This window comes from Chromobacterium sphagni (assembly GCF_001855555.1).
Taxonomy (GTDB): domain Bacteria; phylum Pseudomonadota; class Gammaproteobacteria; order Burkholderiales; family Chromobacteriaceae; genus Chromobacterium; species Chromobacterium sphagni.
This window is the reverse complement of the sequence record NZ_MKCT01000001.1, coordinates 555434-581737: the sequence shown is the minus strand read 5'-3', so window position 1 is coordinate 581737 and position 26304 is coordinate 555434. Positions and strand designations below refer to the sequence as shown.

Here is a 26304-nt window from a genome sequence, read left to right as displayed (position 1 = left end):
ACGGAAACGGCGGCAATGAAACAGACTTGGCGTTATGCTATTCAGGTAGTCGCCGAGTGACGACGGCGACGGCCGGCCAGAGAGCCGCCGTCGTCCGCCCAAAATAGGATCTCACCCATGAAAGTTCTCGTGATCGGTTCCGGCGGCCGCGAACACGCGCTGGCCTGGCGCATCGCCAAGTCCAGGCGCGTGTCCAAGGTGTTTGTCGCGCCGGGCAACGCCGGAACCGCGCTGGACCCCAATTTGACCAATGTCGACCTCAACGGCGTCGACGCCTGGCTGGCCTTCGCCAAGCAGGAAAAAGTGGATCTCACCGTGGTGGGGCCGGAAGCGCCGCTGGCCGCCGGTGTGGTGGACGCCTTCCGCAGCGAGGGGCTGAAGATCTTCGGCCCCAGCCAGTATTGCGCGCAGCTGGAAAGCTCCAAGGATTTCGCCAAAGCCTTCATGCAGCGCCACGGCATTCCCACCGCCGCCTACCAGACCTTCCGCAGCGCCACCGAGGCGCATGCCTATGTGAACGAGCGCGGCGCGCCCATCGTGATCAAGGCCGACGGCCTGGCCGCCGGCAAGGGCGTGGTGGTGGCGATGACGCTGGACGAGGCGCATGCCGCCATCGACGACATGCTGCTGGGCAACAAGATGGGCGATGCTGGCAGCCAGGTGGTGATAGAGGATTTCCTGCAGGGCGAGGAGGCCAGCTTCATCGTGATGGTGGACGGCGAGCACGTGCTGCCGATGGCCACCAGCCAGGACCACAAACGCCTGCTGGACAACGACATGGGGCCGAACACCGGCGGCATGGGCGCCTACAGCCCGGCGCCGGTGGTGACGCCGGCGGTGCACAACCGGGTGATGCGCGAAATCATCAACCCCACTGTGCTGGGGATGAAGAAGGACGGCCATCCGTACACCGGCTTCTTGTACGCCGGCCTGATGATAGACGCCGACGGCAAGCCGCATACCATCGAGTTCAACTGCCGCTTCGGCGATCCGGAAACTCAGCCCATCATGGCGCGGTTGAAAACCGACTTCACCATGCTGCTGGAGGCCGGCATCAACGGCAAACTGGACAAGGTGGAAGCAGAGTGGGACCGCCGGGTGGCGTTGGGGGTGGTGCTGGCCGCCGCCGGCTACCCGGACGCGCCGCGCAAGGGCGACGCCATCCACGGCATTCCGCATGAAAGCGACGACGGCGTGGTGTTCCATGCCGGCACCGCGCTGGACGGCGAGCGCCAGCTGCGCAGCCACGGCGGCCGCGTGCTGTGCGCGGTGGGTCTGGGCGACAGTGTCAAGATGGCGCAGGGCAAGGCCTATGCGTTGGCGGATGCGATAGACTTCGCCGGCAAGCAGTACCGCCGCGACATCGGCGCAAGGGCGATAGGCCGCAAGGTCTGAGCGCTGCGTCGCAAGCAGAACAGCGCCGCCGGGCGCTGTTTTTTTGCGGGCCGGCGGCTCTTTATCATATTTTGATGCGCCGGCCAGGGATTTAGATGAAGGCTTGATACCTGGAGACATACATTAACAGCATGCCCATCCGGCATTTCGAAAGGGGTGTCGCCATGTATGTTCCCGACAATGAAGCCAGCCTGCCGGCAGAACCGGAGCCCGGAAGTCGCAGCCGGCTGATGCATTTTCTGACGCACGAACGCCGCTGCTGGTGCCGTCTGGCGTACTGGTTGAAGCAGTTCAACGCCGAGGCCGGGCCGCCGCCGCGCTGTTACGCCTGGCGCGCCGCGCCGGAAGATGTGCCTGAAGATCACGAGGATTTGCTGTTGCATTGAGGTGTCGGTCCGTCGCCGGAGTCGACCGATATCCCGCTAGTCGATTCCGGCGTCTCTCATCGCCATTTCCCCGCCTGTGTTTTTCCCCGGTTGCCGGTACAATGGCGGCTTCCTGTTTTTGTCTGGCCTGATCAATCATGAAGTCCGGTAGTCCGTTGCCGCGCCTGCCCGGCAGACGCCTGCAGCAGCGAGCACGCGCTCAGTTGCGCGATGGCGGCGTGATCGCCTATTCCACCGAATCCTGCTACGGCCTGGGTTGCCATCCGCTGGACGTCCGCGCGATACGCCGGGTGCTGGCGATCAAGGCGCGGCCCAATCACAAGGGCCTGATTGTCATTGCCGCCGACTTCGCGCAGATCCGCCATCTGGTGAAACCGCTGAATGCCGCAGAGCGCGCGGAACTGGAGCGCCATTGGCCGGGTCCATATACCTTTTTGCTGCCGGCGTCGCGGCGGGTGCCGCCCGCGCTGCGCGGCCGGCACGACAAGATCGCGGTGCGGGTGAGCGCCCACGGCGAGGCGGCGGCGTTGTGCCGCAGCCTGGGGACGGCGCTGGTGTCGACCTCGGCCAACCGCGCCGGGCAGAAGTCGCTGAAGACGGCGCAGGCCTGCCGCAAGGCGTTCGGGCGCAAGGTGCTGACCTTGCCCGGCCGCATCGGCAAACGGCGCAAGCCGTCCACCATCATCGATCTGGAAAGCGGCCGCGTGTTACGCTAGGCCATATGTGAATTGAGGAAAACGCTGTGCAACAGATTTCATTTATTAGCCTGATCCTGAACGCCAGCCTGATGGTGCAACTGGTGATGGCGGGGCTGGCGCTGACCTCCCTGCTGTCGTGGGCGCTGATTTTCAACAAGATCTCGGTGCTGCGCGCGGCCAAGCGCCACAGCGAGGAATTCGAGCGCAATTTCTGGAGCGGGGCGGATCTGAACCGCCTGTACGAGGATGTCTGCCGCCGCAGCGACACGGTGGGCATGGAGCGCATCTTCCAGTCGGGCTTCGCCGAATTTCTCAAGCAGCGCGGCCGCAGCGGCGCCGAGCTGTCTGACATCATGGACGGTTCGCGCCGGGCGATGCGCGCGGCGGCGCAGCGCGAGCTGGATACGCTGGACAGCCACACCTCCTTCCTGGCGACGGTGGGCTCGGTCAGTCCGTATGTCGGCCTGTTCGGCACGGTGTGGGGCATCATGCATGCCTTCATTGGCCTGGGCAACGCCGGCCAGGCCACGCTGAGCACGGTGGCGCCGGGTATCGCCGAGGCGCTGGTGGCCACCGCCATCGGCCTGTTCGCCGCCATTCCGGCGGTGGTGGCCTACAACCGCTTCGCCACCGACGTCGACCGCCTGGCCACCCGCTTCGACACCTATATGGAAGAGTTTTCCAACATCCTGCAGCGGCTGGCCACGCGATAGGGCTTGCCGCCGCCGCTTGCATACGACATGGTCTGGGTTCGAACCAATCGGACCCTGCCATGCCTTTTTCACGCCTCGCGCCGCTGACCCTGGCGGCTTTTTTCGCCCTCTACCTGATCTGGGGCTCCACCTATCTGGCGATACGGATAGGCGTGGAGTCGTGGCCGCCCTTGCTGATGGCCGGCATCCGTTTCCTGCTGGCCGGCAGTCTGATGCTGGCCTTTTTGCGCTGGCGCGGCCAGCCGTGGCCGACGGCGGCGCAGTTGCGCGGCGCCATGCTGCTGGGCGTGTTGATGCCGGCGATAGGCAATGGCCTGGTGACGGTGGCCGAGCGCGAGGTGTCGTCCGGCGTGGCGGCGCTGGTGATCGCGACGGTGCCGCTGTTCACCCTGTTGTTCGCCGGTCTGTTCGGCCACAAGGCGCGCAAGATGGAGTGGGCCGGCATGTTGCTGGGTGTGGCCGGCATCGTGCTGCTCAACCTGGGCTCCAGCCTGCGGGCCAGTCCCCAGGGCGCTTTGTTGCTGCTGTTGGCCTCCGCCGGCTGGGCGCTGGGTTCGGCCTGCAGCCGCAAAGTGCCGCAGCCGGCGGGAGCGATGGGCAGCGCCTGGACCATGATCTTCGGCGGCCTGGCGCTGCTGCTGTCCAGCGTCGCCGTCGGCGAGCGGTTGCAGGCCTGGCCAGGCGCGGCGGGCTGGTCGGCCTTGCTGTACCTGACGGTATTCGGTTCCATGCTCGGCTACAGCGCCTACCTCTATCTGCTGAAAACAGTCTCCGCCGCGGCCGCCACCAGCTACGCCTACGTCAATCCGGTGATCGCGGTGCTGCTGGGAGCGGTTTTCCTCGGCGAACAGGTTGGAGGGCAGGAAATGCTGGCGATGGCGGTGATCGTGGCGGCGGTGGTGCTGATCAGCTGGCGGCGCTAGCCGCAACGCAAAACGCCGCCCGGTTTGGGCGGCGTGGCGGTTTCAAGCCGGGGCGCTGATCAGATGGCCTGCCACAGCGAAGGTTGGCTGGCCGGCGTCCAGCCGGCGCCGGCCCAAGCGGTGTGCGGCTGCAGGCAGCGGTACTTCTTGCCTTGGTAGCCCACTATCTGGCCCGCCTTGTAGGCCGCGCCCTCCACCCAGGCATCCCCCACCGGCGGCGTAACGCCGGTGTTGCCTTTCTTCAGGTCGATGTTGTAGGCGTAGCCCTTATAGCTGTCGTTGAGGTAGACGCGGTTGGCGGTGGCGTCCTTGACCGGGGTGATGGTCACGTTGCGTTGCTTCTGGTTCATCACGCCGATGCGGATGGACTGGGAAGCGGCGTTGACCTTGACCGCCAGCTCGTACGGCCAGTTGGCCGCCTGGCCGCTGGCGGCGGTCAGGTTGACGGCGTGGCTTTCGGCATCGCGGCCATGGCTGTCGAACACGCGCAGCGTGGCGCTGCTGCCTGCCGGCAGGTTTTCATGCGCGGCGACATTGCCGATTTCCTTCCAGGGATTGGCTGCCGGAGGCGGTTCCGGAGTGGTGGCGCCGCCGGAGAACTTCACGTCCGAGCAAGAGTAGAACGCCTCTTCGCTGTCGGCGCGCTTCCATACGTTGAAGATGATGTGCTGGCCGGTTTTGCCCTGCGGCAGCTTCATCGTCATCTTGTAGCGCTTGTTGGCGTCCAGCGGCGGATTGCCGTTGAAGGTGCCAAACAGCTCCAGGTCCGACCATTTCAGCGGCAGATCCGGGTTCCAGCCGTTCTTGGTGACGTAGAACTTGAAGTACTTGGTGGAGTGCGGCGCGCTGGCCTTGTAGACGAATTCGAAGTTGCCGTTGGCGTCCGGCACGATGGCGGAACTGGGCCAGTCGCGGCGCGCCAGGTTGAAGCCCTTGAACTCCGCCTTGCCGCCGCCGCACAGCGTGCCATCCGGCACCACCGCCTGGTGGTTGTCGCCTTGCGGATTCTGGTTGATGCCGTTCCAGTCATACATCGCCTGCGTGCCGCCCACCTGCCTGGCGGCTTGGCAGGCGGCGGTTTTCGGCGATTCCGGGCCTTCCAGGAAGCAGCTGTAGGTGCGGTTGACCGGAACCTCCATGGTCCCATGCGCCCACAATGGGGCGCTGAGGCAGCTTAGCGTCATCACGGCGGGGAGATGCCAATGCGTTTTCATGCGAACTCCTTGTTATGAGTGGTATGCAAGTGCCAAGTCAGCAACAGGACTGGCGGGGCTCATCAAAGTGGTTGATGATTTAAAATTCGATACAAATTTTAAACATTAGTTTACTAACTGGTATTAGTGCCAGCTTCCGCCCGCGCGCTCGTCCTGGCCTGATTCTTGCAGGGATCGCCATTCGCTTGACCTGTTCTCTCGGGCTGTTCCAGCCCAATCCCCACTTTTTGCCAATACAAATCAGCGTGCTGTCGTTTTGTTGCCATGCGGCGAATGTGAACAGGGGATGTCCTGAAAAATGGTATTGACGTGGTATTAATGTGGTATTAACGTTCGCAGTGTAGAGGCGGCATGATGGCGGCTTCGGGATACCGGCGACCGGAGACTAGGCTTACACTGCAATTTTCAGACCACTTGCAGACGACTATGGAAAACCGCTGGCTTGCATTGAAACCGGACGAAAACCTGAGTACCCCGCTGTATCTGCAGCTGTCGCGCAAGCTGGCCGACGCGATCAACGCCGGCTGGTGGCAGGCGGACGAGGCGCTGCCGTCGGAGCGGACCTTCTCGGAAGAGTTGGGCATCTCGCGCGTCACGGCGCGCAAGGCGATGGACGTGTTGCTGGAGCAGGGCATGATCCGTCGGCGCCAGGGCTCTGGCACCTTCATCACCCCCAGGCTGGAGCAGCCGCTGTCGCGGTTGACCGGCTTCACCGAGCAGCTGCGGCTGCGCGGTTTCGTGCCCTCGTCGGTGTGGCTGGAGCGCGGAGTGTTCGCTCCCAGCAACGAGGAGCTGATCCGATTGGGCCTGTCGCCGACCTCGATGGTGGCGCGGCTGAAGCGCCAGCGCTTGGCCGACGGGGTGGTGATGGCGATTGAAATGAGCACGATGCCGGTGGCGTATCTGCCGGATCCGCAGGCGGTGGGCACCTCGCTGTACGCCCATCTGGACGCGGCGGGACACTCGGTGGTGCGCGCGCTGCAGCATATCCGGGCGGTGAACGCCTCCGGCGATGTCGCCCACCTGGCCGGCATCCGGCCGGGCGAGGCGATGCTCTTGATCACCCGGATAGGCTTCAATGCCGACAACGTGGCGATCGAGCTCACCGACACTTACTGCCGCAACGATTATTACGATTTTGTAGCCGAACTGAAACGATGACCCAGAACCTGACCTTGCAGGGCCGCATCCTCACAGCCTCCGGCTGGATGGATGGCCGCGTGCACCTGGCCGACGGCCGCATCGCCGCGATAGACGCCGGCCTGGCTTCGGGCCGGCAGCCGGAACGCTACATCCTGCCCGGCTTCATCGACCTGCATGTGCACGGCGGCGGCGGCGTCGACATCATGGAAGGCGGCAACGCCATTTCCCATGTCGCCCGGCTGCATGCCCGCTTCGGCACCACCTCGCTCTTGGCCACCACCATGACCGCGCCGCCGGCCGAAATCAGCCGGGTATTGGCCGATCTGGGCCGCAACTGCAAGGAAAGGGCGCCCGCCGGCGCGCGGGTTCTGGGCGTGCACCTGGAAGGCCCGTACATCAATCCCGGCAAGCTGGGCGCGCAGCCGGACGACGCCTGTCAGGCGGCGATGGCGCAGATCGACGCCTACCGCGCGCTGGCGCCGGTCGCGCTGATCACGCTGGCGCCGGAAATCCCCGGCCATCTGGACATCATCCGCACGCTGAGCGCGCAGGGCGTCAGGATGCAGATGGGCCATACGCTGGGCAGTTACGAACAGGCCGTGGAGGCGCTGCAGCACGGCGCCTCCGGCTTCACCCATCTTTTCAACGCCATGACCGGCCTGCACCACCGCGAGCCGGGCGTGGTGGGCGCGGCGCTGGCGCATGCCGAATACGCCGAGCTGATTCCCGATTTGCTGCACGTGCATCCGGGCGCTATCCGCACCGCGCTGCGCGCCATTCCGCGCCTGTACTGCGTCACCGACTCCACCGCCGCCGCCGGCATGCCCGACGGCGAGTACAAGCTGGGTTCGCACTCGGTGACCAAGTGCATGGGCGGCGTGAGGCTGGCCGACGGCACGCTGGCCGGCAGCACGCTGACCATGGACCAGGCGTTGCGCAATCTGGTGCAGATCGGCCTGCCGCTGGCCGACGCTTCGCACCGGCTGTCGCTGTATCCGGCCGACTATCTCGGCCAGTCCGAGCGCGGCCGCATCGCCACCGGAGCATGGGCCGACATCGTGGTGATGGACGCCGATCTGAATTTGCAGCACGTCTACGTAGAGGGAGAAGAGATTGGCCTCGTTGATGCTTGAAGAAGCGCTGTACGCCGCCGAGGCGGTCGCCGCGCAACACATGTACGCCGATGAAGGCCTGGCCGCGCTGGGGCGCGAGCTGGCCCGCATCGCTCCCAAGCTGGCGCTGACGGTGGCGCGCGGCAGTTCCGATCACGCCGCCAATTACTTCGCCTATCTGGTGATGCAGCGCCTCGGCATACCGGTGGTGTCGCTGCCGATGTCGCTGGTGACGTTGCATCGCGCGCCGCTGGCGGTGGACGGCCAGCTGGCGCTGGCGGTGTCGCAGTCGGGCCAGAGCCCGGACCTGGTGGACACCATGAAGGCGCTGTCGGCCGGCGGCGCGCATACTGTGGCGCTGGTCAACAAGCAGCAGTCGCCGCTGGCCGCTGCCTGCGACTGGGCGGTGCCCTTGTGCGCCGGCGAGGAAAAGAGCGTGGCCGCCACCAAGAGCTATATCACCGCCTTGTCGGCGGTGGCGCGGCTGGTGGCGCACTGGCAGGCCGACGAGGCGCTGCTGGCGGCGCTGGCCAATCTGCCGCAGCGGCTGAGCGAAGCGGCCACCCACGACTGGTCGCGCGCGGTGGAAGTGCTGGCGCCGGTTGAACGCATCATGGTGGTGGGGCGCGGCCTCGGCTTTGCGGTGGCGCTGGAGGCGGCGCTGAAATTCAAGGAAACCTGCGCGATCCAGGCCGAGGCCTTCTCCGGCGCCGAGATCAAGCACGGCCCGATGGCGCTGATAGACGACGGCTACCCGCTGTTGATCTTCGCGCCGCGCGGGCCGGAACAGCTGGGGCTGATCGCCTTGGCCGAGGAAATGCGCGGCCGCGGCGCCCAGGTATTGCTGGCCGCGCCGGAGGACGTGGCCAGCCGCGACCTGACGCTGGCTGTGGCCGACGACGAGGCGCTGGACCCGCTGCTGGCGATCCAGAGCTTCTACCTGATGGCGGCGCGGCTGTCCGAGGCGCGCGGGCTGAATCCCGACCTGCCGCGCCATCTGTCCAAAGTCACCTGCACCCGCTGAGGACGCAGGCTTTCCACCGGGGACGCCGCGGCCTGAGTACGGCGCGGCCCCGAAATAAAAAGAATTGAATAAGGCATTCCGATGACCACGACGCTCGAATTGCTGGCCCCGTTTTCCGGTCCGGCGGTCCCGCTGGAGCAGGTGCCCGATCCGGTGTTCGCCGGCCTGATGATGGGCGACGGCCTGGCGATCGAGCCTTTGTCGTCCACCTTGCTGGCGCCCTGTAGCGGCGTGGTCAGCCAGTTGGCCCGCACCAGCCACGCGCTGACGCTGACCGCCGACAATGGCGCCGAGGTGCTGATCCACATCGGCATCGACACGGTCAAACTGGAGGGCCGCGGCTTCACGCCGCTGGTCAGGCAGGGCGACCGCGTGGCGCAAGGCCAGCCCTTGATCGAGGTGGATCTGGACGCGGTGGCGCGCCAGGTGCCATCGCTGCAGACCATGTTGGTCATCGCCAATTCCGAACAGTTTGCTTTCCCCCGCCGTGCCGAAGGCCTGCTCGCAGCGGGTCGTTCGCACTTCCTGACCCTGGCGGCTCGCGGGATGTCTCCCTCCGCGAGTCCGCCGGCGGCCCGGAATGCCGCGGCGAAGCGGTGGTCCGCCACGAGGGCGGGCTGCACGCGCGGCCGTCGGCGCTGGTGCAGCAGGCGGCCAAGGCGTTTGCCGCCGAAGTCGCCATTGAATTTGGCGGCCAGCGCGCCAACGCCAGGAGCGTGGTGGCGCTGATGGGCCTGGGCGTGGCCGAGAGCGACCGCGTGGCGGTGATCGCCGGCGGCGCGGATGCCGCCGCGGCGCTGGAGGCGGTGTCGCAAGCGCTGCAAACCTATAGCGCCGCCGGCCATGCTCCCGCCGCGGCCATGGCGGCCGTAGTCGAGGTGGAAGGACGCATCGCCGGCGTCGCCGCCGCTCCGGGGCTGGCCATCGGCCAGGCGGTGCGGCTGGACGCCTTCGACATGCCGCTGCCCGAGCGCGGCCAGGACGCAGAGGCGGAACGCTCGCTCTTGGCTGCCGCCCAGCTGCAGGTGCGCGGCGCCATCCAGCGCGGCATAGATGCGGCGCTGCGCCGCGGCGCCACCGCCGAGAGCGACATTTTCGCCGCCCACCTGGCGCTGCTGGACGATCCCGAATTGCAGGCCGCGGCCGAACGCGGCATCGATGCCGGCCTGAGCGCCGGCTTGGCCATCCGCCAGTCCATCCGCGCGCAGTGCGCGGTGCTGTCGGGGCTGGGCAACCAGCTGTTGGCCGAACGGGTGGCCGACCTCAAGGATATCGAACGGCAGCTGCTGCGCGCCTTGTACGGCGACGCCGGCGCCGCGCCGGAGCTGTTCGCCGCCTCCATCCTGGTCGCCGATGACCTGGCACCGTCGGAACTGACCCGGCTGCCGCGCGAGCGCGTGGCCGGCATCCTGACCGCCGCCGGCGGCGCCAGCGGCCACGTCGCCATCCTGGCGCGGGCGATGGGCATTCCGGCGCTGGTGGCCTGCGGTCCGGCGGCGCTGGCGCTGCGGCATGGCCAGCAATTGATTCTGGACGCGAGCGCCGGCCTGGCCAATCCGCAGCCGGACGCGGCCGAACTGGCGGCGGCGCGCGCAGAAATCGAGCAACTGGCGGCGCGCCAGCGCGCGATGCAGGCCTCGGCCAACGCTCCGGCCATCACCCGGGACGGCGTGGCGATCGAGGTGGCGGTCAACATCGCCAACGCCGACGACGCGCGCGAGGGCGTGGCGCACGGCGCCGACGCGGTGGGCCTGCTGCGCACCGAATTCCTGTTCATCGACCGCTGTCAGGCGCCGACCGAAAGCGAGCAGACCGAAGCCTACCAGGCGGTGCTGGACGCGCTGGACGGCCGCAACGCCATCATCCGCACGCTGGACGTCGGCGGCGACAAGGATGTGCCCTATCTGCAGCTGCCGCCGGAGCCGAACCCGGCTTTGGGTCTGAGGGGCATCCGCACCGGCTTCGCCTATCCGGAGATGCTGGACACCCAGCTGCGCGCGCTGCTGGCGGTGAAGCCGCTGTCGCGGCTGCGCATCCTGGTGCCGATGATCGCCGACGTCGGCGAGCTGATCCGCCTGCGCGAGCGCATCGAGCAATTGGCCGCGGGGATGGGCGTCGCCGAATTGCCGCAACTGGGCGTGATGGTGGAGGTGCCGTCGGCGGCGCTGCTGGCCGACCAGTTGGCCAGGCACGCCGATTTCCTGTCGATAGGCAGCAACGACCTGACCCAATACACGCTGGCGATGGACCGCTGCAACGCCACGCTGGCGGCGCGCATCGACTCGCTGCACCCGGGCCTGCTGCGGCTGATCGCCATCACGGTGGAGGGCGCGAGGAAGCACGGCAAGTGGGTGGGGGTATGCGGCGCGATGGCGTCCGACCCGCAGGCGGTGCCGGTACTGCTGGGCTTGGGCGTGGCCGAGCTGTCGGTCAGTCCGCGGCTGGTGCCGGAGGTGAAGAACCAGCTGCGCGGCCTGTCGCAGCAACAATGCAAAATCGAAGCGGAACGCCTGCTGAGCCTGAGCTCGGCGCAGGCGGTGCGCGGCAGGGTAGTGGAGTTGTGGCCCGCCGCCTGAGGCGGGCATGAGGAGCGTTGGCGTGATGTGCTGGTGAGCCGCCGCGAGACAAGACGGCGCCAGATTAACCTGGGAGATATATGGTGAGTACTCTGAACAAGTTTGCCGGCATCCAGCAATTGGGGCGCGCCCTGATGCTGCCGATCGCCGTGTTGCCGGTGGCCGGCCTGCTGCTGCGGCTGGGCCAGCCCGACCTGCTCGACATCAAGATGATGGCGCAGGCTGGCGACGCCATTTTCAGCAACCTGGCGCTGATCTTCGCCATCGGCGTGGCGGTGGGCTTCGCCAAGGACAACAACGGCACTTCAGGCCTCGCCGGCGCCATCGGCTATCTGGTGATCACCGCGGTGCTCAAGACCATAGACGCCAAGATCAATATGGGCGTGCTGTCCGGCATCCTGTCCGGCCTGGTGGCCGGCGCGCTCTACAACCGCTACAAGGACATCGCGCTGCCCAGCTACCTGGCCTTCTTCGGCGGCAAGCGCTTCGTGCCCATCGCCACCGGCTTCGCCGCGCTGATCCTGGGCGCGGCGCTGGGCTATGTCTGGATGCCGGTGCAGAACGCCATCGACAGCACCGGCCACTGGATGATAGGCCTGGGCGAAGTCGGCGCCTTCGTGTTCGGCGTGCTCAACCGCCTGCTGATCGTCACTGGCCTGCACCATATCCTCAACAATATCTTCTGGTTCCAGCTGGGCGACTTCACCGACGCCGCCGGCAAGGTGGTGCACGGCGACCTGACCCGCTTCTTCGCCGGCGACAAGACGGCCGGCATGTTCATGGCCGGCTTCTTCCCGGTGATGATGTTCGGCCTGCCGGCGGCGTGCCTGGCGATGTACCGCACCGCCAAGCCAGAAAACAAGGCGGCGGTCGGCGGCCTGCTGTTTTCGCTGGCGCTGACCGCGATGCTGACCGGCGTGACCGAGCCGGTGGAGTTCGCCTTCATGTTCCTGGCGCCGGCTCTGTACGCGATCCACGCGCTGTTGACCGGTTTGTCGATGGCCATCATGCATGCCCTCAATGTCAAGCTGGGCTTCGGCTTCTCCGCCGGCCTGTTCGACTACGTGCTGGGTTTCGGCATTTCGACCCACCCCTGGTATCTGCTGCCGGTGGGCGCCGCCTACTTCGCGGTGTACTACGGCCTGTTCGTGTTCTTCATCCGCAAGTTCGACCTGAAAACCCCGGGCCGTGAGGACGGCGCGATGTCGGCCGCCGTCAGCGTCAAGGGAACCGAGCGCGCGCGCGGCTTCATCGCCGCGCTGGGCGGCGCCGCCAATCTGAAGAACGTCGACGCCTGCACCACCCGCTTGCGGCTGCAGGTGGCCAGCAACGACAAGGTGAACGAAGCGGCGCTGAAGGCGCTGGGCTCGCGCGGCCTGATCCGGCCCGCCGCCGGCAGCGTGCAGGTGGTGCTGGGGCCGGAGGCCGACCTGATCGCCGACGAGATCCGCAATGCGCTGGGCTCGGCCGCCGCGCCGCAGGCCGCGGCCGAGACGCTGGTTTCCGCCGCCGCCGCCAGCGGCGCCAGCATAGACAAGGGGCGCTGGGTCGCAGCGCTGGGCGGCGCCGACAATGTGCGCAAGGTGGAGGCCGTCGCCGGCAGCCGTTTGCGGGTGGAAGTGGCTGACAGCGCGCGCGTTGATCAGGCCGCCTTGCAGCAGCTGGGAGCCAGCGGCGTCACCGCGGTTTCCGCCACGCTGCTGCACATCGTCCTGCAGGGCGACGCAAGCCCCTACGCCGCTGTTTTGCAAGGGTGAAGGCGTAATTTCACCAACTCTTGATGTAGCGAGTTGATTACAGCGTCAAATCGGTGGAAAGTGACAGCGCAGGGCGGGTAACGGCCTGCGCTGTTTTGTTTTGCGCCCGCCCGTGGAATTTGCTTTTTCGGTGGCGAGGTTCAGACCATCGAATCGTTCATTGAGCTGTCACAAGCTGACAAGGAGACTTCATCATGGCAATCAAAGTGGGTATCAACGGTTTTGGTCGCATCGGCCGCATGGCGTTCCGCGCCATCGCCAAGGACTTCCCTGAAATCGAAGTGGTCGGCATCAACGATCTGCTCGACCCGGAATACCTAGCCTACATGCTGAAGTACGACTCGGTGCACGGCCGCTTCAACGGCGAGGTCAAGGTGGAGGGCAACAGCCTGATCGTCAATGGCAAAACCATCCGCCTGACCGCAGAGAAAGACCCTGCCAACCTGAAATGGAACGAGATCGGCGCCGACATCGTCATCGAGTGCACCGGCTTCTTCCTGACCCAGGAAAGCTGCCAGAAGCATATCGAGGCCGGCGCCAGGAAAGTGGTGCAGTCGGCGCCGTCCAAGGACGACACCCCGATGTTCGTCTACGGCGTCAACCATCAGAAATACGCCGGCGAGGCCATCGTCTCCGCCGCTTCCTGCACCACCAACTGTCTGGCGCCGGTTGCCAAGGTGCTGCACGACAACTGGGGCATCAAGCGCGGCCTGATGAGCACCGTGCATGCCGCCACCGCCACCCAGAAGACCGTCGACGGCCCGTCGTCCAAGGACTGGCGCGGCGGCCGCGGCATCCTGGAAAACATCATCCCGTCATCCACCGGCGCCGCCAAGGCGGTGGGCAAGGTGATCCCGGAACTGAACAAGAAGCTGACCGGCATGGCTTTCCGCGTGCCGACCTCCGATGTGTCGGTGGTGGATCTGACGGTGGAGCTGGAAAAGGAAGCCGACTACGCCGACATCTGCAAGGCGATGAAGGAGGCTTCCCAGGGCGAGCTGAAGGGCGTGCTGGGCTACACCGACGAGAAGGTGGTGTCCACCGACTTCGTCGGCAACACCGCGCCGTCCACTTTCGACGCCGACGCCGGTATCGCGCTGGACAAGACTTTCATCAAGGTGGTGGCCTGGTACGACAACGAATACGGCTATACCTGCAATATGCTGCGTTTCGTCAGGCACGTCGCGGGTTGAGCAGTATGTAAGGGAGAGTTGTTCTCTGTTCCGGCCGGCGCCCGCAAGGGCCCTGGCCGTTTTTTGCGCCTACTCGTCCTGCTGCAGCGCCGGCATCCTGGGCGAGACCGGCATGTCGATGATGATGGAGGTCTTGGTGTCGCCAAACTGCATCAGCCTAGCGATCAAGGCCTGCAGCGAAGGCATGGTGTCCACCGCCACCTTGATCATCAGTCCGCTGGTGCCGGTGATCGATGCGCATTCGATCACCTCCGGCGTATTGCGGATCTGCTCGATCACCAGGTAGTACTCCAGATGCTTGACTGTTAATTCGATCAGGCAGGAGATGGGCAGGCCCACCCGGCTGGGATCGATCTGAGCGCGGTAGCCGGTGATCACGCCGGCCTGCTCCAGCTTGGCCACCCGGTCGGCCACCGCCGGGGCGGAAAGGTTCACCCGCCGCGCCAATTCGGCGAAGCTGATCCTGGCATTTTCGTGCAGCGCAGCGAGGATTTTTCGATCAAATCTGTCCATGTTTCGATTCTAAGTAAATATGACGAAATAAACATCAAAAAAAAGGCAAAAAAAGAAAAAAACCAATGATTGAATGAGGATTGGCCGGCATTTGCTACGTAGAATGCAGCCCGTATCAAGGAGAAAGCGGCACGTCCCGCCGCGGTCTCCGTCCAAGATTGGTTGCGGATGAGCGAGTCGCTCGACCCCCTCATTTGAGACTGTCCTGGTGATCTCTTTGTCCCTGGTCTCTTGTCAGATCAAACGTTTTTGACGACGACCATTCCGGGTCTGCCCATTCGGCAGGCCCGTTTTTTTTTGTCTGGCGGTGGCGGGCCGGATGGAAGACAATCCGGGCGCGGGAACTTTCCAAGACATGTCATATTACTGTCATCAAGCGTTTGTATCCTTGCCACACAATCAAACGAGGATAGCCGAACCATGGCCGCCAATATCTTGCTTGTCGAAGACGAACCGGCGATTCAGGAGCTGATCGCCTTCAACCTGGCCCAGGCTGGCCACCATGTGTTGCGCGCCGGCACCGCCGAGGCTGCGCTCACGCTGGTGCGCAACGCGTTGCCGGACCTGGTGCTGCTGGACTGGATGCTGCCGGGCGCCAGCGGCGTCGATGTGGCCAAGCGCCTGCGCGCCGACGAGCGCACCCGCCATATACCCATCATCATGCTGACCGCCCGTTCCGACGAGCAGGACAAGATAGTCGGTCTGGAAACCGGCGCCGACGACTACATCACCAAGCCGTTCTCGCCGCGCGAGCTGCTGGCCCGCATCAAGGCGGTGCTGCGCCGCCGCGCGCCGCAAATGACCGACGACGCGGTGGACGTGCAGGGCCTGCGGCTGGACCCGGTCACCCACCGCGTCACCGGCAACGGCAACGTGATCGATCTGGGGCCGACTGAATTCCGCTTGCTGCACTTCTTCATGACCCATCCGGAACGGGTGCATTCGCGCGCCCAGCTGCTGGACCAGGTGTGGGGCGACCACGTCTTCGTCGAAGAGCGCACCGTCGACGTGCATATCCGCCGGCTACGCAGCGCGCTGGAGAATACCCGGCACGATGGCCTGATCCAGACCGTGCGCGGCACCGGCTATCGTTTCTCCGTGCAACAGTGAGGCTTGATGCGCGAATTTCTGCAACGAACCCTGCTGTGGCTGGTGACCATCGTCATCATCAGCGGCGGTTTCTGGGCGCTGTCCTCGGCCACTGACGCGCTGCTGGCGCTGGCCATCGCGCTGGGCGCCTGGCTGGCCTTCAACCTCTACCACATCGCGCTGCTGCTGCGCTGGCTGCGCCACCCGGTGCCGGAGCGGGTGCCGGATGGCTTCGGCGTCTGGCATTCGGTGTTCATGACGCTGTACCGCACCATGCGCAACCAGAGTCAGAGCAAGAAGAAGCTGACCCATGTGCTGGAGCGCTTCATCAATGCCGGCGAGGCGATGCCTGACGGCGTGGTGGTGCTGGACGAGCACGACCGCATCGAATGGGTGAACCCGATGGCGGTGGAGCATCTGGGGCTGGACCGCAAGCGCGACGTCGGCAACCAGATTCTCAACCTGATCCGCCAGCCGGCCTTCCACGGCTATATGAAGACCGCCAGCTTCAGCCAGCCGCTGGTGCTCAGCTTCTCCCAGCCGCGCGAACTGGTAATTTCGCTGCAACTGGTGCCGTTCGACTCCACCCGCAAGCTGTTGCTGACCCGCGACATCACCCAGCTGGAGCGGGTGCAAACAGTGCACCGCGATTTCGTCGCCAACGTTTCGCACGAATTGCGCACGCCGCTGACGGTGGTGGGCGGTTTTCTGGAAACGCTGGGCGACATGCCGGAAGTGGACGACCGCACCTTCCGCCAGTTCCTGCCGATGATGATGGAGCAATCGCGGCGGATGCAGAGCCTGGTGGAGGATTTGCTGGCGCTGTCGCGGCTGGAGAACAGCCCCAAGACGGCGAGCTCGGAAAAGGTGGACATGCGCGACATGCTGGACACGCTGATGGTGGAGGCCGAAGGTCTGTCCCAGGGCCGCCATCAGGTGAAGCTGGCGGGCTGTTGCGACGCCGGCTTGTGGGGCAGCGGCCAGGAGCTGCACTCCGCCTTCGGCAACCTGGTGTCCAACGCGGTGCGCTACACGCCGGAGGGCGGCAGCATCACGCTGGCCTGGCTGGAGGAGGGCGAGCAGTTGCGCTTCTCGGTCAGCGACACCGGCATCGGCATTCCGCGCGAGCACATCCCGCGGCTGACCGAGCGCTTTTACCGGGTTGACCGCGGCCGCTCGCGCGGCAGCGGCGGCACCGGCCTGGGCCTCGCCATCGTCAAGCACGTGCTGGCGCGCCATCACGCCCGGCTGGAAATCAAGAGCGAGCCGGAGCGCGGCAGCACCTTCAGCGTGGTGTTCCCGCGCGAGCGCCGCAACGACAGCCAGGCGGCCTGAGCCATCTTCGATCCAGCGCAAGCCGCCGCGACAATTTCCTTGGCGCGGCGGTGTCGGCGCGCTACGATGTGGAACCCTTTACGTTAAGCAATCGCCTGGACCGCATCACCATGAACCGACTTCAAGCCATCCGTCCGTTCGGCCAACGCATCTGGCTGGACAACCTTTCCCGAGAACTGATCGCCTCCGGCGAACTGGCGCGCCTGCTGGCCGATGACGGCATCGCCGGCGTCACTTCCAATCCGGCCATCTTCTACAAGGCCATCAGCAGCGACGCGAGCTATCAGGGTGAGCTGGAGGTTCTGAAGCAGAACGCCGCGCTGTCGGCCGAGGCGCGCTACGAAACCCTGGTGGTGGCCGACATCCGCGCGGCCTGCGACCTGCTGCTGCCGCAGTATGAGTCCAGCCAAGGCAACGACGGTTACGTCAGCCTGGAGGTGTCGCCGGAGCTGTCCAACGACGAAGCCGGCACCCTGGCCGCCGCCCGCCGATTGTGGGCCGAGATCGGCCGCGCCAACGCGATGATCAAGATTCCCGCCACCGCCGCCGGCATCCGCGCTTTCCAGCAGCTGACCCGCGAAGGCGTCAACGTCAACATCACGCTGCTGTTCTCGCTGCCGCAGGTGGAAGCGGTATGGGATGCCTACATCGCCGGCCTGTCGGCGCGCCTGGCCGACGGCCAGGCGGTAGCCGGCGTCAAGGCGGTGGCCAGTTTCTTCCTGTCGCGGGTGGACAGCCTGCTGGACCCGCAAGTGGCCGCGCCGCACCAGGGCAAGGTGGCCATCGCCTTGTCCAAGGCCGCCTACGCCCGTTACCAGCAGCGTTTCCACGGCGAAGAGTTCGCCAAGCTGCGCGCCGCCGGCGCCCGTCCGCAGTTCCTGCTGTGGGCGTCCACCGGCACCAAGAACCCGGCCTACCGCGACGTGTTGTATGTCGAGAGCCTGATCGGCGACGAGACCGTCAATACGGTGCCGGACGCCACCCTGGCCGCTTTCCGCAACCATGGCGACGCGGAGCTGACGCTGCCGCTGGCCATGGACGAGGTGCAGGCGCTGCTGGCCGAGGTGGAGGCCGCCGGCATCGACCTGGCCGCCGTGGGCGAGAAGCTGCAGAAGGACGGCCTGAAGCTGTTTGAGGACGCGTTCACCCAATTGCTGAAGCTGACCGCCTGAGCCGGGCTGCGCGCAATGAAAAAGGGTTGCCGGCGCAAGCGGGCAACCCTTTTTTCGCAGCCGGACCGGATCAGTCGGCCAGATGGCGGCGCTCGGCCATACGGGTGCCGGCTGCGCGCAGCTCCTGCTCGCTCAGCGCCTTGGCCGCGGTGGGAAATAGCCAGGCCTCCTCGGCGGCGGCGTGCTCGCGGTATTGGCGGGCGAATTCCTGCAATTCGTTCCTGCTGATCTGTTTGATGCGGCCGTCGCGCAGCGACATCAGATCGTCGCGGATGGCGTTCCAGCACGAGTGCAGGTAGCCGTGCTCGGCTGTCAGCTGTTCCAGCCGCGAGGCGGCGGTGGGAACGCGCTCTTCTATCAGCGGGAACAGCTCCTCCTCCTCGTCGGTGTGGTGGGCGGGGCCGGCGATGTCGAAATAGCGCACCACGCTGTCTATCGCGTTGCGGGCGGCTTCGTCCACGCCGTGCTCCTCGATGTACGGTGGCAGCTTGTCCAGCTGGTCGCAGAAGCGGCGGATCTTGTCGTGACAGGCCTGCAGCATTTCCAGCGGTTGTTCGAAGCTGGGCGCCGCCGCGTCCCCAAGGGTGTCGAGCGTGAGCATGAGGGTGGTCTCCTGCGTTGGTTCTGGCATGATTGTGGCTCAATGCCGAACCCATGGACATGACGCGCCTCAAGCATAAGTTCGATGTGGCTGAACGATCTGCCGCTGACGGAATGCGTGGCGCAAGTTCTTGATACTGCTTTGCGCGATGGAACACAAGCCGGATTTGTACGGGGCAGTCCGGAACCTAGATGACCGAGGACGAGTATGGATTTGCCGTTTGAAGTGAGGGCGCTGGACCGGGACGACGCGGAGCTGGCGCAGCGGGCCTTACAGCTGCAATTCGCCGCCCACCGGGTGGAGGTGGCGTGGCTGGATTACCCGGCGCTGCCGCTGTTGTGGACCGATCTGGCGGCGTTGCGTTCTTGCCGCGACCGCATCCTGGCGGCCTTCGAAGGCGGGGCCCTGCGTGGCCTGCTGGTGGTGTCGCGCCGGCTTGACGGCGGCCTGCACATCGAGCGCACGGTGGTGGACCCGGAGCATTTCGGCGCCGGCTGGGGCTACCGGCTGCTCAACCACGCGCTGCATGGCGAAGCGCGCGCCAGCGTCGACACCGCGGAAGTCAACCAGGCGGCGATCGCGCTCTATCACAAGGCCGGCTTCGTGCTGGAGCGGCGCTGGAACGTGCCGGACGGGCTGGTGCTGTGGCGGATGGACTACCGGCCCGCCACGCCGCCAGCCTTGGCGCTGGGGGCGGACGGCTGGATGCGCGGCGCCCTGCAGCAGGCATCGCCCAATTGCGACGAGCGCAGCCCCGGCTGCGTCCCCGAGCTGCTGGTGATCCACAACATCAGCCTGCCGCCTTGCCGCTATGGCGGCCCCGGAGTGCAGCAGCTGTTCGGCAACAGCCTGAATCCGGACGACGATCCCTACTACCAGAGCATTCACCAGTTGCGGGTGTCGTCGCACTTCTTCATCCGCCGCGACGGCCGGCTGCTGCAGTTCGTGCCGGTGGGGCAGCGGGCCTGGCATGCCGGGGTGTCCAGCTGGCGCGGGCGCGAGAAGTGCAATGACTTCTCGATAGGCGTGGAGCTGGAGGGCTGCGATTTCGAGCCGTTCAGCGAGGCGCAGTACCGGATGCTGGCGGCGCTGAGCGCCGAACTGCGCCGCCATCTGCCCTTGTCGGCGCTGGCCGGCCATGAGCACATCGCCCCGGGGCGCAAGACCGATCCCGGTCCCTGGTTCGACTGGGCGCGCGCGCAGGCGGAGTGCGGCCTGGCGTTGTAGCGCCGTCACTTCAGCGTCAGATAGGGGCGGGGGTGGTCCTGGAAGGTCAGTTCTGCGTCCGGCAGGATGAAGGCGGCGTAGAGGAAGCCGATGTAGAACGCCAGCTCGTCGGACAGCTTGCCGATGACGTCCAGATTGCTGAGCAGGTCCCGGCATGGGATGCTGACCCTGGCGCTTTCGTCGGCGACGAAGGACACGTTCTTGTCGAAGGCGATGCTCTTCAGCCGGAAGTCGCCGCCTATCGCGATCTGGCTGAAGTCGTATTGGGCCAGCAACGGCGGATGGCGGCGGGCCACCTTGCCGGCCACCACCCCCGCCAGCAGGATCTCGTCCTTGTCCAGCCCCTGGATGTCCTGCAGCTTCACCATCTTGTCCAGCGCGATCCGGTAGGTCTTGGCGGTATTCACCAGCCGGATGGTGATGGCGTCGCCGTCGATGTCTTCTATGGTCAGCGGTTTCATAGCACGCCCAGGATCAGCGCCGCCTTGGCTTCCAGTTCCTGCTGCTCCAGCTGCGCGCTGGAGTGGCGGGTGAGGGTGCTGCCGACGCGGGTGGTGGCGACGCCGTCCCGGATCAGCGCGGTGCGGATGATGGTGCCCAGGTTCACTTCGCCGGCGGCGGTGAGGTAGCCGAACGCTCCGCCATACCAGTGGCGGCTTTCCTGCCCGGCCAGCAGCCGCGCGGCGTCGGCGGCGGGGGTGCCGATGATGGTGGCCGGCCACAGGTGGTCGGCGATCGCGTCGCCCGGCGTGCATCCCGCCTTCAGCGTGGCGCCGACATGGGCAGAGGTGTGGAAGACATTGGCGAACTTCTCGATCTCCTTGGCGGCCAGCAATTCGACATCCTGGCAACTGGCCTCCTTGGCCGCGATGTCCGCCCGTATGCACTCGGCCAGTTCGAAGCCGTCTTTTTCCGATGCCAGCAGCGTCTCCATCCGCAGGCGATCCTCCTCTTCGCTTCTGCCCCTTGCCGCGGTGCCGCAGATCGGGCTGGTTTCCACCCGTCCGCCGTGGATGCGCAGGAACATCGCCGGCGACGCGCCCGCCAGCTGAAAGGCTCCGGCGTCGAAGAACAGGTTGTACGGCGCCAGGTTGTTCTCCTGCAAGGCCCGGTAGATCTGGTAGGCGCTGCGGGTGGTCGGGCGGCGGATGACGAAGCTGGGGTTGACCGAACGCAGCGCGCCATCGGCTATCCGCAGGCTGACTGCACGGTATATCTGCTCGTAAGGCTGGCAACGTCCGGCGGCGAAGCGGTCGATGTCGATGAAGCGCGCGAGGTCGGGCGGCGGCGGCGCCTGGCCGTCGTCTGCCGCCGGGCCGATGAAATAGCCGCGCGCCTGGCCATCCGCCAGCAGCCGCTCCGGCAGATGGAAGATGCCCAGCAAGTCGCAGGGCAGGCCCAGTTGGGCGTGGATCAGCTCGTAAGCGAAAAATCCGTACAGGCCGAAGCCGGCGTCGGCCTGGAAATGCGCGGGCAGTTGGCGCAGTTGCTCCAGCCTGTGCCTGAGCGGCGCGGCCGCATCCAGCGCCAGGCTGCGGGCTTGCTCGTCGCGCGCGTCGCGCCGCAGCGGCAGGCGCGCTTCCAGCGCCTCGAGCATGCGCCGGCCATTGCCGCTGCGCGGCAGCAGCACGATGCTGTCGGCGAAGAACAGCAAGGTCAGCGACGCCTGTTCCACCCGCCGCGACTGGCGGCGGTACTTGCTGGTGTAGTCGTAATTGCTTTCCAGCGCGAACAGCGGCGGGGCGGCGGCTTGGTCGGAGGGAGGGCGGTCATGCAGGAGGATGGGATTCATACTTGCAGATACCGTGAGGAAAATTTGACTTTCTTGCTGGACGGCGCGGGTTCCAGCCAGGCCTGGTAGCGGTACAGCAGTTGGACGATGTATTGCGAAATCCAGGACAGGATCACGGTGGACGAGAATTTGAACACCAGGCTGAAGGCGAAAATCTTCACTATCGTCGCAAACGGAAACACGCCGTAGAACGCGATCATGAAGCAGATGGCGGTGTACACCACTTCGCCGACGATGGAGGAGAAGATGTCGCGGATGAAATAGAAGCGGCTAGACCACAGGGTCTTCAGATAAAGCAGGAAGCGGGTGTTGAACTGGCTGCCAATCAGGCAGCCCAGCGCGAAGGAGACGGAGCCTCTGACGATGTGTTCGCTGATCAGGATGTAGCTGCTGTTCAGCGCCTCGCAATGGCTGCGTTCGCCGGCCAGCGCCATCAGGCTGCAATCGCGTTGCGACTGGCTGAGCGCGGAGAAGGAGACGGCGAAGATGATTTCCGCCAGGCAGGTGGCGAACAGGATCTGGTTGGAGCGGTTCTTGCCGTAGACCTCGGCGATCGGGTTGAGCAGCATCAGGATGATGGGCATGGTGAACGTGCCTAGGCTGGCTTCCGTGCCGAAGATCTGGATCACCTTGTAGGAAGTCAGATTGGAGGCGATGGCGGAAACTAGTATCAAGAAGGACAAGATGACGATGGGGTCTATGGCGGTCATGGTTTTCGCCGCCAGTTCTCTGACTATTTTCATTTGTTTTTCCTGAATGTGATGCCGATAATTTTTCCAAGCGGCGGGTGGCCGATATTGCTCAGCGCAAGATAGGAATGATTGAGGTAGGCCAGATTGACGCCATGTTTTATTTCTGTCTGGATCAACAGCACGGAACGGTCTGGAAAAATCGCAGGCCGGAATAGGGACTGATCGATGGCCAGAATATTTTCTTCCGCCATTTGTTCCAGCAGCACATATTCATCCCATACCGGCTGTGAGGCGTGATGAAGCGAATCCAGTTGAGCCAAGCTGGTAATGACGGGCGCCATCCGATTATTGGTTGGCGGATTGTTTCCGGCCAGACTGATATCCAGCGCATTGCTAATTGCGCTAGCGTTGCTGAATGTCAGCTCGCGCGCGTCGTACAGTCCCTTGTGCAAGGTGGATTGTTTGATGCCGGTGATTCTTGCCAATTCGCTGATGGATAACTTTCGGTCGCGGATTTTCCTGATGGCCGCTTGTTTGAATTCATTCAGGAAGTGATTTTTTTTGGCGGGGTCCTCTGCATGCACTGTGCGATTTCTCCTATCGAGTCAGTCTTGTTTTTGATTGTATGGCGCATGTATGTACATGCCGATCTGAAAATTCGGTGCAGGATCAAGGTATTGGGTACTGGCAACGGGATTTCACTTCATGCTACATTGGCATGGTTAATGACATATGTCATATAAAGTTCTTGTTTGGTTTATTTTTGATGAGACTGTTCGATATGTGATTTTTTCTTTGAATGATTGACAGCCATCCGAATGACCAGGCAGCAAGAAAGTGAGTGGGTCGTGTGGAGTGCGAGTCGATACCAACACAGGCAGAGCATTCAATTCAGTGGGTATTAAAGAATGAAATTCTATGCTTTTGGAATTGATGATTTCAATACTTCAGGTGAAATAAATTTCAACTTGATGCGGGGCAGGACCCGGATGGGATTGGCCGTGGAGCGTGTTTCATGCGCTTATCGGCGGCTAGTGGCGCGGCGGAATTCGGGCTGGCGGGCTTTTTCCAGGCGCGGCGCGCATCTGTGGCGCGGTGGATGGGGTGGACGTGCCGGTATTTTGATCGTTCAGGAGAACGTTTGATGGTGAACGCATTTATCCAGACTGTGTCCGGCCGCTATCTCAATGTGCTGGACCCCAAGCCGGACGACATCGACATCGCCGATATCGCCCATCATCTGGCGCACATCTGCCGTTTCGGCGGCGCCTGCCGCCAGTTTTACAGCGAGGCCGAACATGCGATCCGGATGGCGGAGATATTGCCGCCGCGGCTGCAGTTGGCCGGCCTGCTGTATGGCGCGGCCAAGGCGTATGGCGGCGAGGTGGTGCGGGCCGACTCTTACGACAGGCCGATGTCGTGCCGGGTGACGGAGGTGGTGGAGGCCCGCTTCCGCCTTGACCTGTCCGGCGAGGACCGGGCGATGCTGGCGATGGCGGATACCCGCCTGCTGGCAACCGAGCGCCGTGACCTGATGCCGCCGGACAATGTGGAATGGCCTATCCTGATGGGCGTGCCGCCGCTACCCGACCGAATTTGGCCGATGACCATTTCCCAGGTGCTGGCGACGTTTTGCACGGTTTACGAGCAGTATTTGTGCTGGGGGGACAAGAGGGACGCGCCCCTGCGCAGACTGAGGGGCAGAGGCTGAGAGCCGGATTGCCGGATAAACCAAGGCGCGCCGTTGCGGCGCGCCTGGTGTTTTGCGGAGCGCCGCCGTCGCGCTTACAGTTCCACCTGGGCGCCCAGCTCCACCACCCGGTTGGTGGGCACTTGGAAAAAGTCGGTGGCGCGCATCGCGTTCTTGCTCATCCAGACAAACAGCTTCTCGCGCCAGCGCGCCATGCCGGGGCGCTCGGTGGGAACAATGGTTTCGCGCGACAGGAAGAACGAGGTGTCCATCAGCTCCAGATCGAAACCTTCCCGCTTGCACATTTCCATCACTTCCAGCACGTTCGGGTCCTCCTTGAAGCCGTAGCGCGCCATCACGCGCCAGAACGAGGCCGACATCTGCACCACTTCCAGCCGCTCGTCGTCCGCCACGTAGGGCACATCCTCGGTGCGCACCGTCATCAGCACCACCCTTTCGTGCAGTACCTTGTTGTGCTTTAGATTGTGCAGCAGCGCGTGCGGCACGCCGTGCAGCGTGCTGGTGAGGAACACCGCGGTGCCCTCCACCCGCGCCGGCGGATAGGCTTCCAGGTTCTGGATGAAATCGTCCAGCGGCAGCGCTTGTTCGCGCAGGCGCTTGAACAGCAGTTCGCGGCCCAGCTTCCAGGTGCTCATCAAGGTGAAGATCACCATCCCCATCACCAGCGGCAGCCAGCCGCCGTCGGCCACCTTGTGGACGTTGGCGGCGAAGAAGGCGGTGTCGATCACGCCGAACAGCACGGTGATGCCCAGCGCCAGCGGCAGCGGCCAGCGCCAGTTGACGCGCGCCACCACGAAAAACAGCAGGGTGGTGATCAGCATGGTGCCGGTGACGGCGATGCCGTAGGCGGCGGCCAGGCTGGACGAGGTTTTGAAAGTCAGCACCACCACCAGCACCGCGATCAGCAGCGCCCAGTTGATGAAGGGCATGTAGATCTGGCCGATTTCCTTTTCCGAGGTGTGGTTCACCTCCAGCCGCGGGCAGTAGCCCAGCAGAATGGCCTGGCGGGTCAGCGAATAGGCGCCGGAAATCACCGCCTGCGAGGCGATCACCGTCGCCAGCGTGGCCAGCACGATCATCGGCAGCAGCGCCCAGTCAGGCGCCAGCAGGAAGAATGGGTTCTTGATGGCGGCCGGATTGTGCATCAGCAGCGCGCCCTGGCCGAAATAGTTGAGCGCCAGGCCGGGCAGCACCAGCGCGAACCAGGCGCGGCGGATCGGCGTCTTGCCGAAGTGGCCCATGTCGGCGTACAGCGCCTCGGCGCCGGTCAGCGCCAGCACCACCGAACCCAGCGTCAGGAAGGCGTGGAAGCCGTGCTTGTGCAGGAAGACGAAGGCGTGCCAGGGGTTGAGCGCCTGCAGCACCGCCGGCTGCTGCAGGATCTGGTTCAGGCCCAGAATGCCCAGGATGGCGAACCAAACCATCATCACCGGGCCGAACAGCAGGCCGACGCTGGCGGTGCCGTGGCGCTGCAGCAGGAACAGACCCACCAGCACGCCCACCGCCACCGGCAGCACGTAGGCCTCCATGCCGGAGGAGATGACTTCCATGCCCTCGGCGGCGGACAGCACCGACACCGCCGGGGTGATGATTGCGTCGCCGTAGAACAGCGCGGCGCCGAACAGGCCGAGCATCACGATCTTCCAGCGCGCGGCGTGGGTGGTGTAGTGGCGGGCCAGCGCCATCAGCGCCATGATGCCGCCTTCGCCGCGGTTGTCGGCGCGCAGCACGAAGGCCACGTACTTGATCGACACCACGAAGATCAGCGACCAGAAGATCAGCGACAGAATGCCGAATATGTTGTCAGGAGTGGTGGGGATGTTCTGGCTGACGAAACACTCGCGCAAGGTATAGAGCGGGCTGGTGCCGATGTCGCCGTAGACGACGCCGAGCGCGGCCAGCGTCAGGCCAGCCATCGCCTGTTTGTTGTGATCCTGCATAAGTTTCCATAACGGTTGTGCATCGCTGTCCGCATTGCCGCAGCGACGTGGGGGCCCGGAGGCATTCATGGCAGCCGCCATTACCCTCATTGTTGATG

26 protein-coding genes and 1 pseudogene are annotated in these 26304 nt (G+C 64.9%); 19 read left to right on the top strand and 8 right to left on the bottom strand.

Annotated features, from left to right (window positions below):
• Positions 1-117 precede the first annotated feature (117 nt).
• The 5 genes from purD (at position 118) to yedA (ending at position 4115) form a co-directional block, all read left to right on the top strand.
• Positions 118-1395 carry a phosphoribosylamine--glycine ligase gene (gene purD / locus BI344_RS02845; RefSeq protein ID WP_071111438.1) on the top strand — a complete coding sequence of 426 codons (1278 nt, stop codon included), beginning with the start codon at positions 118-120 and terminating at the stop codon, positions 1393-1395.
• Positions 1396-1559: 164 nt separating this feature from the next.
• Positions 1560-1781, top strand: a complete 222-nt coding sequence (locus BI344_RS02840; protein WP_139166865.1) for a hypothetical protein — start codon at positions 1560-1562, stop codon at positions 1779-1781.
• Between the two features lie 137 nt (positions 1782-1918).
• Positions 1919-2497, top strand: coding sequence for an L-threonylcarbamoyladenylate synthase type 1 TsaC (gene tsaC / locus BI344_RS02835; RefSeq protein WP_193430949.1), 579 nt, complete (start codon positions 1919-1921; stop codon positions 2495-2497).
• 26 nt (positions 2498-2523) lie between these two features.
• Positions 2524-3192 carry a protein TolQ gene (gene tolQ / locus BI344_RS02830; RefSeq protein ID WP_083338642.1) on the top strand — a complete coding sequence of 223 codons (669 nt, stop codon included), beginning with the start codon at positions 2524-2526 and terminating at the stop codon, positions 3190-3192.
• A gap of 59 nt (positions 3193-3251) precedes the next feature.
• Positions 3252-4115, top strand: a complete 864-nt coding sequence (gene yedA, locus BI344_RS02825) for a drug/metabolite exporter YedA (RefSeq protein WP_071111436.1) — start codon at positions 3252-3254, stop codon at positions 4113-4115.
• Between the two features lie 59 nt (positions 4116-4174).
• Here yedA and BI344_RS02820 read toward each other — a convergent pair whose 3' ends face one another.
• Positions 4175-5329 (bottom strand): lytic polysaccharide monooxygenase, encoded by a 1155-nt coding sequence (locus BI344_RS02820; RefSeq protein ID WP_071111435.1) that lies wholly within the window; start codon positions 5327-5329, stop codon positions 4175-4177.
• A gap of 414 nt (positions 5330-5743) precedes the next feature.
• On the opposite strand from BI344_RS02820, the gene BI344_RS02815 reads away from it, so the two are divergent.
• The 7 genes from BI344_RS02815 to gap all read left to right on the top strand — a co-directional run bounded on the left by BI344_RS02815 (position 5744) and on the right by gap (position 14134).
• Positions 5744-6490: a GntR family transcriptional regulator gene (locus tag BI344_RS02815; RefSeq protein WP_241499241.1), complete on the top strand. Its 747-nt coding sequence runs from the start codon at positions 5744-5746 to the stop codon at positions 6488-6490.
• Positions 6487-7605, top strand: coding sequence for an N-acetylglucosamine-6-phosphate deacetylase (gene nagA, locus BI344_RS02810; protein WP_071111433.1), 1119 nt, complete (start codon positions 6487-6489; stop codon positions 7603-7605). Before BI344_RS02815 ends, nagA begins: the two co-directional genes overlap by 4 nt.
• On the top strand, positions 7586-8608 hold the full coding sequence (locus tag BI344_RS02805; protein WP_241499240.1) for an SIS domain-containing protein: 1023 nt from the start codon (positions 7586-7588) through the stop codon (positions 8606-8608). Before nagA ends, BI344_RS02805 begins: the two co-directional genes overlap by 20 nt.
• 81 nt (positions 8609-8689) lie before the next feature.
• Positions 8690-9337: a PTS sugar transporter subunit IIA gene (locus BI344_RS25110; RefSeq protein ID WP_241499239.1), complete on the top strand. Its 648-nt coding sequence runs from the start codon at positions 8690-8692 to the stop codon at positions 9335-9337.
• Positions 9250-11184 (top strand): phosphoenolpyruvate--protein phosphotransferase, encoded by a 1935-nt coding sequence (ptsP, locus tag BI344_RS02800; RefSeq protein WP_241499259.1) that lies wholly within the window; start codon positions 9250-9252, stop codon positions 11182-11184. Before BI344_RS25110 ends, ptsP begins: the two co-directional genes overlap by 88 nt.
• A gap of 83 nt (positions 11185-11267) precedes the next feature.
• A complete protein-coding gene (gene nagE / locus BI344_RS02795) occupies positions 11268-12941 on the top strand; it encodes an N-acetylglucosamine-specific PTS transporter subunit IIBC (protein ID WP_241499238.1) in 1674 nt (557 codons plus the stop codon).
• A gap of 194 nt (positions 12942-13135) precedes the next feature.
• Positions 13136-14134: a type I glyceraldehyde-3-phosphate dehydrogenase gene (gap, locus tag BI344_RS02790; RefSeq protein ID WP_071111430.1), complete on the top strand. Its 999-nt coding sequence runs from the start codon at positions 13136-13138 to the stop codon at positions 14132-14134.
• A gap of 69 nt (positions 14135-14203) precedes the next feature.
• On the opposite strand, the gene BI344_RS02785 is transcribed toward gap, so the two are convergent.
• Positions 14204-14647 (bottom strand): Lrp/AsnC family transcriptional regulator, encoded by a 444-nt coding sequence (locus tag BI344_RS02785; protein ID WP_071111429.1) that lies wholly within the window; start codon positions 14645-14647, stop codon positions 14204-14206.
• Between the two features lie 420 nt (positions 14648-15067).
• Here BI344_RS02785 and phoB point away from each other — a divergent pair, with 420 nt between their 5' ends.
• From phoB to tal, 3 genes are all read left to right on the top strand, one after another.
• Positions 15068-15757 carry a phosphate regulon transcriptional regulator PhoB gene (gene phoB / locus BI344_RS02780; RefSeq protein ID WP_071111428.1) on the top strand — a complete coding sequence of 230 codons (690 nt, stop codon included), beginning with the start codon at positions 15068-15070 and terminating at the stop codon, positions 15755-15757.
• Positions 15758-15763: 6 nt separating this feature from the next.
• Entirely contained in the window at positions 15764-17071 is a 1308-nt protein-coding gene (gene phoR, locus BI344_RS02775) for a phosphate regulon sensor histidine kinase PhoR (protein ID WP_071111427.1), read from the top strand.
• A 110-nt stretch (positions 17072-17181) separates the two neighbouring features.
• Positions 17182-18243, top strand: coding sequence for a transaldolase (gene tal, locus BI344_RS02770; protein WP_071111426.1), 1062 nt, complete (start codon positions 17182-17184; stop codon positions 18241-18243).
• A gap of 70 nt (positions 18244-18313) precedes the next feature.
• Here the strand turns inward: tal and BI344_RS02765 are convergent, their stop codons facing one another.
• Positions 18314-18844 carry a hemerythrin domain-containing protein gene (locus BI344_RS02765; RefSeq protein ID WP_071111425.1) on the bottom strand — a complete coding sequence of 177 codons (531 nt, stop codon included), beginning with the start codon at positions 18842-18844 and terminating at the stop codon, positions 18314-18316.
• Between the two features lie 207 nt (positions 18845-19051).
• On the opposite strand from BI344_RS02765, the pseudogene BI344_RS26305 reads away from it, so the two are divergent.
• Positions 19052-19492, top strand: a pseudogene (locus BI344_RS26305) (GNAT family N-acetyltransferase); the annotation flags it as partial.
• Positions 19493-19495: 3 nt separating this feature from the next.
• Positions 19496-20071 (top strand): 1,6-anhydro-N-acetylmuramyl-L-alanine amidase AmpD, encoded by a 576-nt coding sequence (ampD, locus tag BI344_RS26300; RefSeq protein WP_476727295.1) that lies wholly within the window; start codon positions 19496-19498, stop codon positions 20069-20071.
• Positions 20072-20076: 5 nt separating this feature from the next.
• Here ampD and BI344_RS02755 read toward each other — a convergent pair whose 3' ends face one another.
• Genes BI344_RS02755 through BI344_RS02740 form a run of 4 tightly spaced genes read right to left on the bottom strand, consistent with a single transcriptional unit; the run spans position 20077 to position 23139 of the window.
• Entirely contained in the window at positions 20077-20532 is a 456-nt protein-coding gene (locus BI344_RS02755; RefSeq protein WP_071111423.1) for a hypothetical protein, read from the bottom strand.
• Positions 20529-21863, bottom strand: coding sequence for a chorismate-binding protein (locus BI344_RS02750; protein WP_071111422.1), 1335 nt, complete (start codon positions 21861-21863; stop codon positions 20529-20531). Before BI344_RS02750 ends, BI344_RS02755 begins: the two co-directional genes overlap by 4 nt.
• Positions 21860-22606 carry a queuosine precursor transporter gene (locus tag BI344_RS02745; RefSeq protein ID WP_071111421.1) on the bottom strand — a complete coding sequence of 249 codons (747 nt, stop codon included), beginning with the start codon at positions 22604-22606 and terminating at the stop codon, positions 21860-21862. The genes BI344_RS02750 and BI344_RS02745 overlap by 4 nt, the downstream gene beginning before the upstream one ends.
• The gene (locus BI344_RS02740) at positions 22603-23139 is read right to left on the bottom strand and encodes a helix-turn-helix domain-containing protein (RefSeq protein WP_071111420.1); all 537 of its coding nucleotides are present in this window, start codon (positions 23137-23139) and stop codon (positions 22603-22605) included. Before BI344_RS02740 ends, BI344_RS02745 begins: the two co-directional genes overlap by 4 nt.
• A 324-nt stretch (positions 23140-23463) precedes the next feature.
• On the opposite strand from BI344_RS02740, the gene BI344_RS23660 reads away from it, so the two are divergent.
• The gene (locus BI344_RS23660) at positions 23464-23700 is read left to right on the top strand and encodes a hypothetical protein (RefSeq protein WP_139166864.1); all 237 of its coding nucleotides are present in this window, start codon (positions 23464-23466) and stop codon (positions 23698-23700) included.
• Positions 23700-24266, top strand: a complete 567-nt coding sequence (locus BI344_RS02735; protein ID WP_071111419.1) for a phosphohydrolase — start codon at positions 23700-23702, stop codon at positions 24264-24266. The genes BI344_RS23660 and BI344_RS02735 overlap by 1 nt, the downstream gene beginning before the upstream one ends.
• Before the next feature lie 74 nt (positions 24267-24340).
• On the opposite strand, the gene kup is transcribed toward BI344_RS02735, so the two are convergent.
• On the bottom strand, positions 24341-26206 hold the full coding sequence (gene kup / locus BI344_RS02730) for a low affinity potassium transporter Kup (protein ID WP_071111418.1): 1866 nt from the start codon (positions 26204-26206) through the stop codon (positions 24341-24343).
• Between the last annotated feature and the right edge of the window lie 98 nt (positions 26207-26304).

Excerpts from the sequence above, each read along its gene's own strand:
- purD (WP_071111438.1), top strand. The coding sequence starts at position 118 with ATGAAAGTTCTCGTGATCGGTTCCGGCGGCCGCGAACACGCGCTGGCC.
- BI344_RS02840 (WP_139166865.1), top strand. The coding sequence starts at position 1,560 with ATGTATGTTCCCGACAATGAAGCCAGCCTGCCGGCAGAACCGGAGCCC.
- tsaC (WP_193430949.1), top strand. The coding sequence starts at position 1,919 with ATGAAGTCCGGTAGTCCGTTGCCGCGCCTGCCCGGCAGACGCCTGCAG.
- yedA (WP_071111436.1), top strand. The coding sequence starts at position 3,252 with ATGCCTTTTTCACGCCTCGCGCCGCTGACCCTGGCGGCTTTTTTCGCC.
- BI344_RS02820 (WP_071111435.1), bottom strand. The coding sequence starts at position 5,329 with ATGAAAACGCATTGGCATCTCCCCGCCGTGATGACGCTAAGCTGCCTC.
- nagA (WP_071111433.1), top strand. The coding sequence starts at position 6,487 with ATGACCCAGAACCTGACCTTGCAGGGCCGCATCCTCACAGCCTCCGGC.
- BI344_RS25110 (WP_241499239.1), top strand. The coding sequence starts at position 8,690 with ATGACCACGACGCTCGAATTGCTGGCCCCGTTTTCCGGTCCGGCGGTC.
- gap (WP_071111430.1), top strand. The coding sequence starts at position 13,136 with ATGGCAATCAAAGTGGGTATCAACGGTTTTGGTCGCATCGGCCGCATG.
- BI344_RS02785 (WP_071111429.1), bottom strand. The coding sequence starts at position 14,647 with ATGGACAGATTTGATCGAAAAATCCTCGCTGCGCTGCACGAAAATGCC.
- phoB (WP_071111428.1), top strand. The coding sequence starts at position 15,068 with ATGGCCGCCAATATCTTGCTTGTCGAAGACGAACCGGCGATTCAGGAG.
- phoR (WP_071111427.1), top strand. The coding sequence starts at position 15,764 with ATGCGCGAATTTCTGCAACGAACCCTGCTGTGGCTGGTGACCATCGTC.
- tal (WP_071111426.1), top strand. The coding sequence starts at position 17,182 with ATGAACCGACTTCAAGCCATCCGTCCGTTCGGCCAACGCATCTGGCTG.
- BI344_RS02765 (WP_071111425.1), bottom strand. The coding sequence starts at position 18,844 with ATGCTCACGCTCGACACCCTTGGGGACGCGGCGGCGCCCAGCTTCGAA.
- ampD (WP_476727295.1), top strand. The coding sequence starts at position 19,496 with ATGGACTACCGGCCCGCCACGCCGCCAGCCTTGGCGCTGGGGGCGGAC.
- BI344_RS02755 (WP_071111423.1), bottom strand. The coding sequence starts at position 20,532 with ATGAAACCGCTGACCATAGAAGACATCGACGGCGACGCCATCACCATC.
- BI344_RS02750 (WP_071111422.1), bottom strand. The coding sequence starts at position 21,863 with ATGAATCCCATCCTCCTGCATGACCGCCCTCCCTCCGACCAAGCCGCC.
- BI344_RS02745 (WP_071111421.1), bottom strand. The coding sequence starts at position 22,606 with ATGAAAATAGTCAGAGAACTGGCGGCGAAAACCATGACCGCCATAGAC.
- BI344_RS23660 (WP_139166864.1), top strand. The coding sequence starts at position 23,464 with ATGAAATTCTATGCTTTTGGAATTGATGATTTCAATACTTCAGGTGAA.
- BI344_RS02735 (WP_071111419.1), top strand. The coding sequence starts at position 23,700 with ATGGTGAACGCATTTATCCAGACTGTGTCCGGCCGCTATCTCAATGTG.
- kup (WP_071111418.1), bottom strand. The coding sequence starts at position 26,206 with ATGCAGGATCACAACAAACAGGCGATGGCTGGCCTGACGCTGGCCGCG.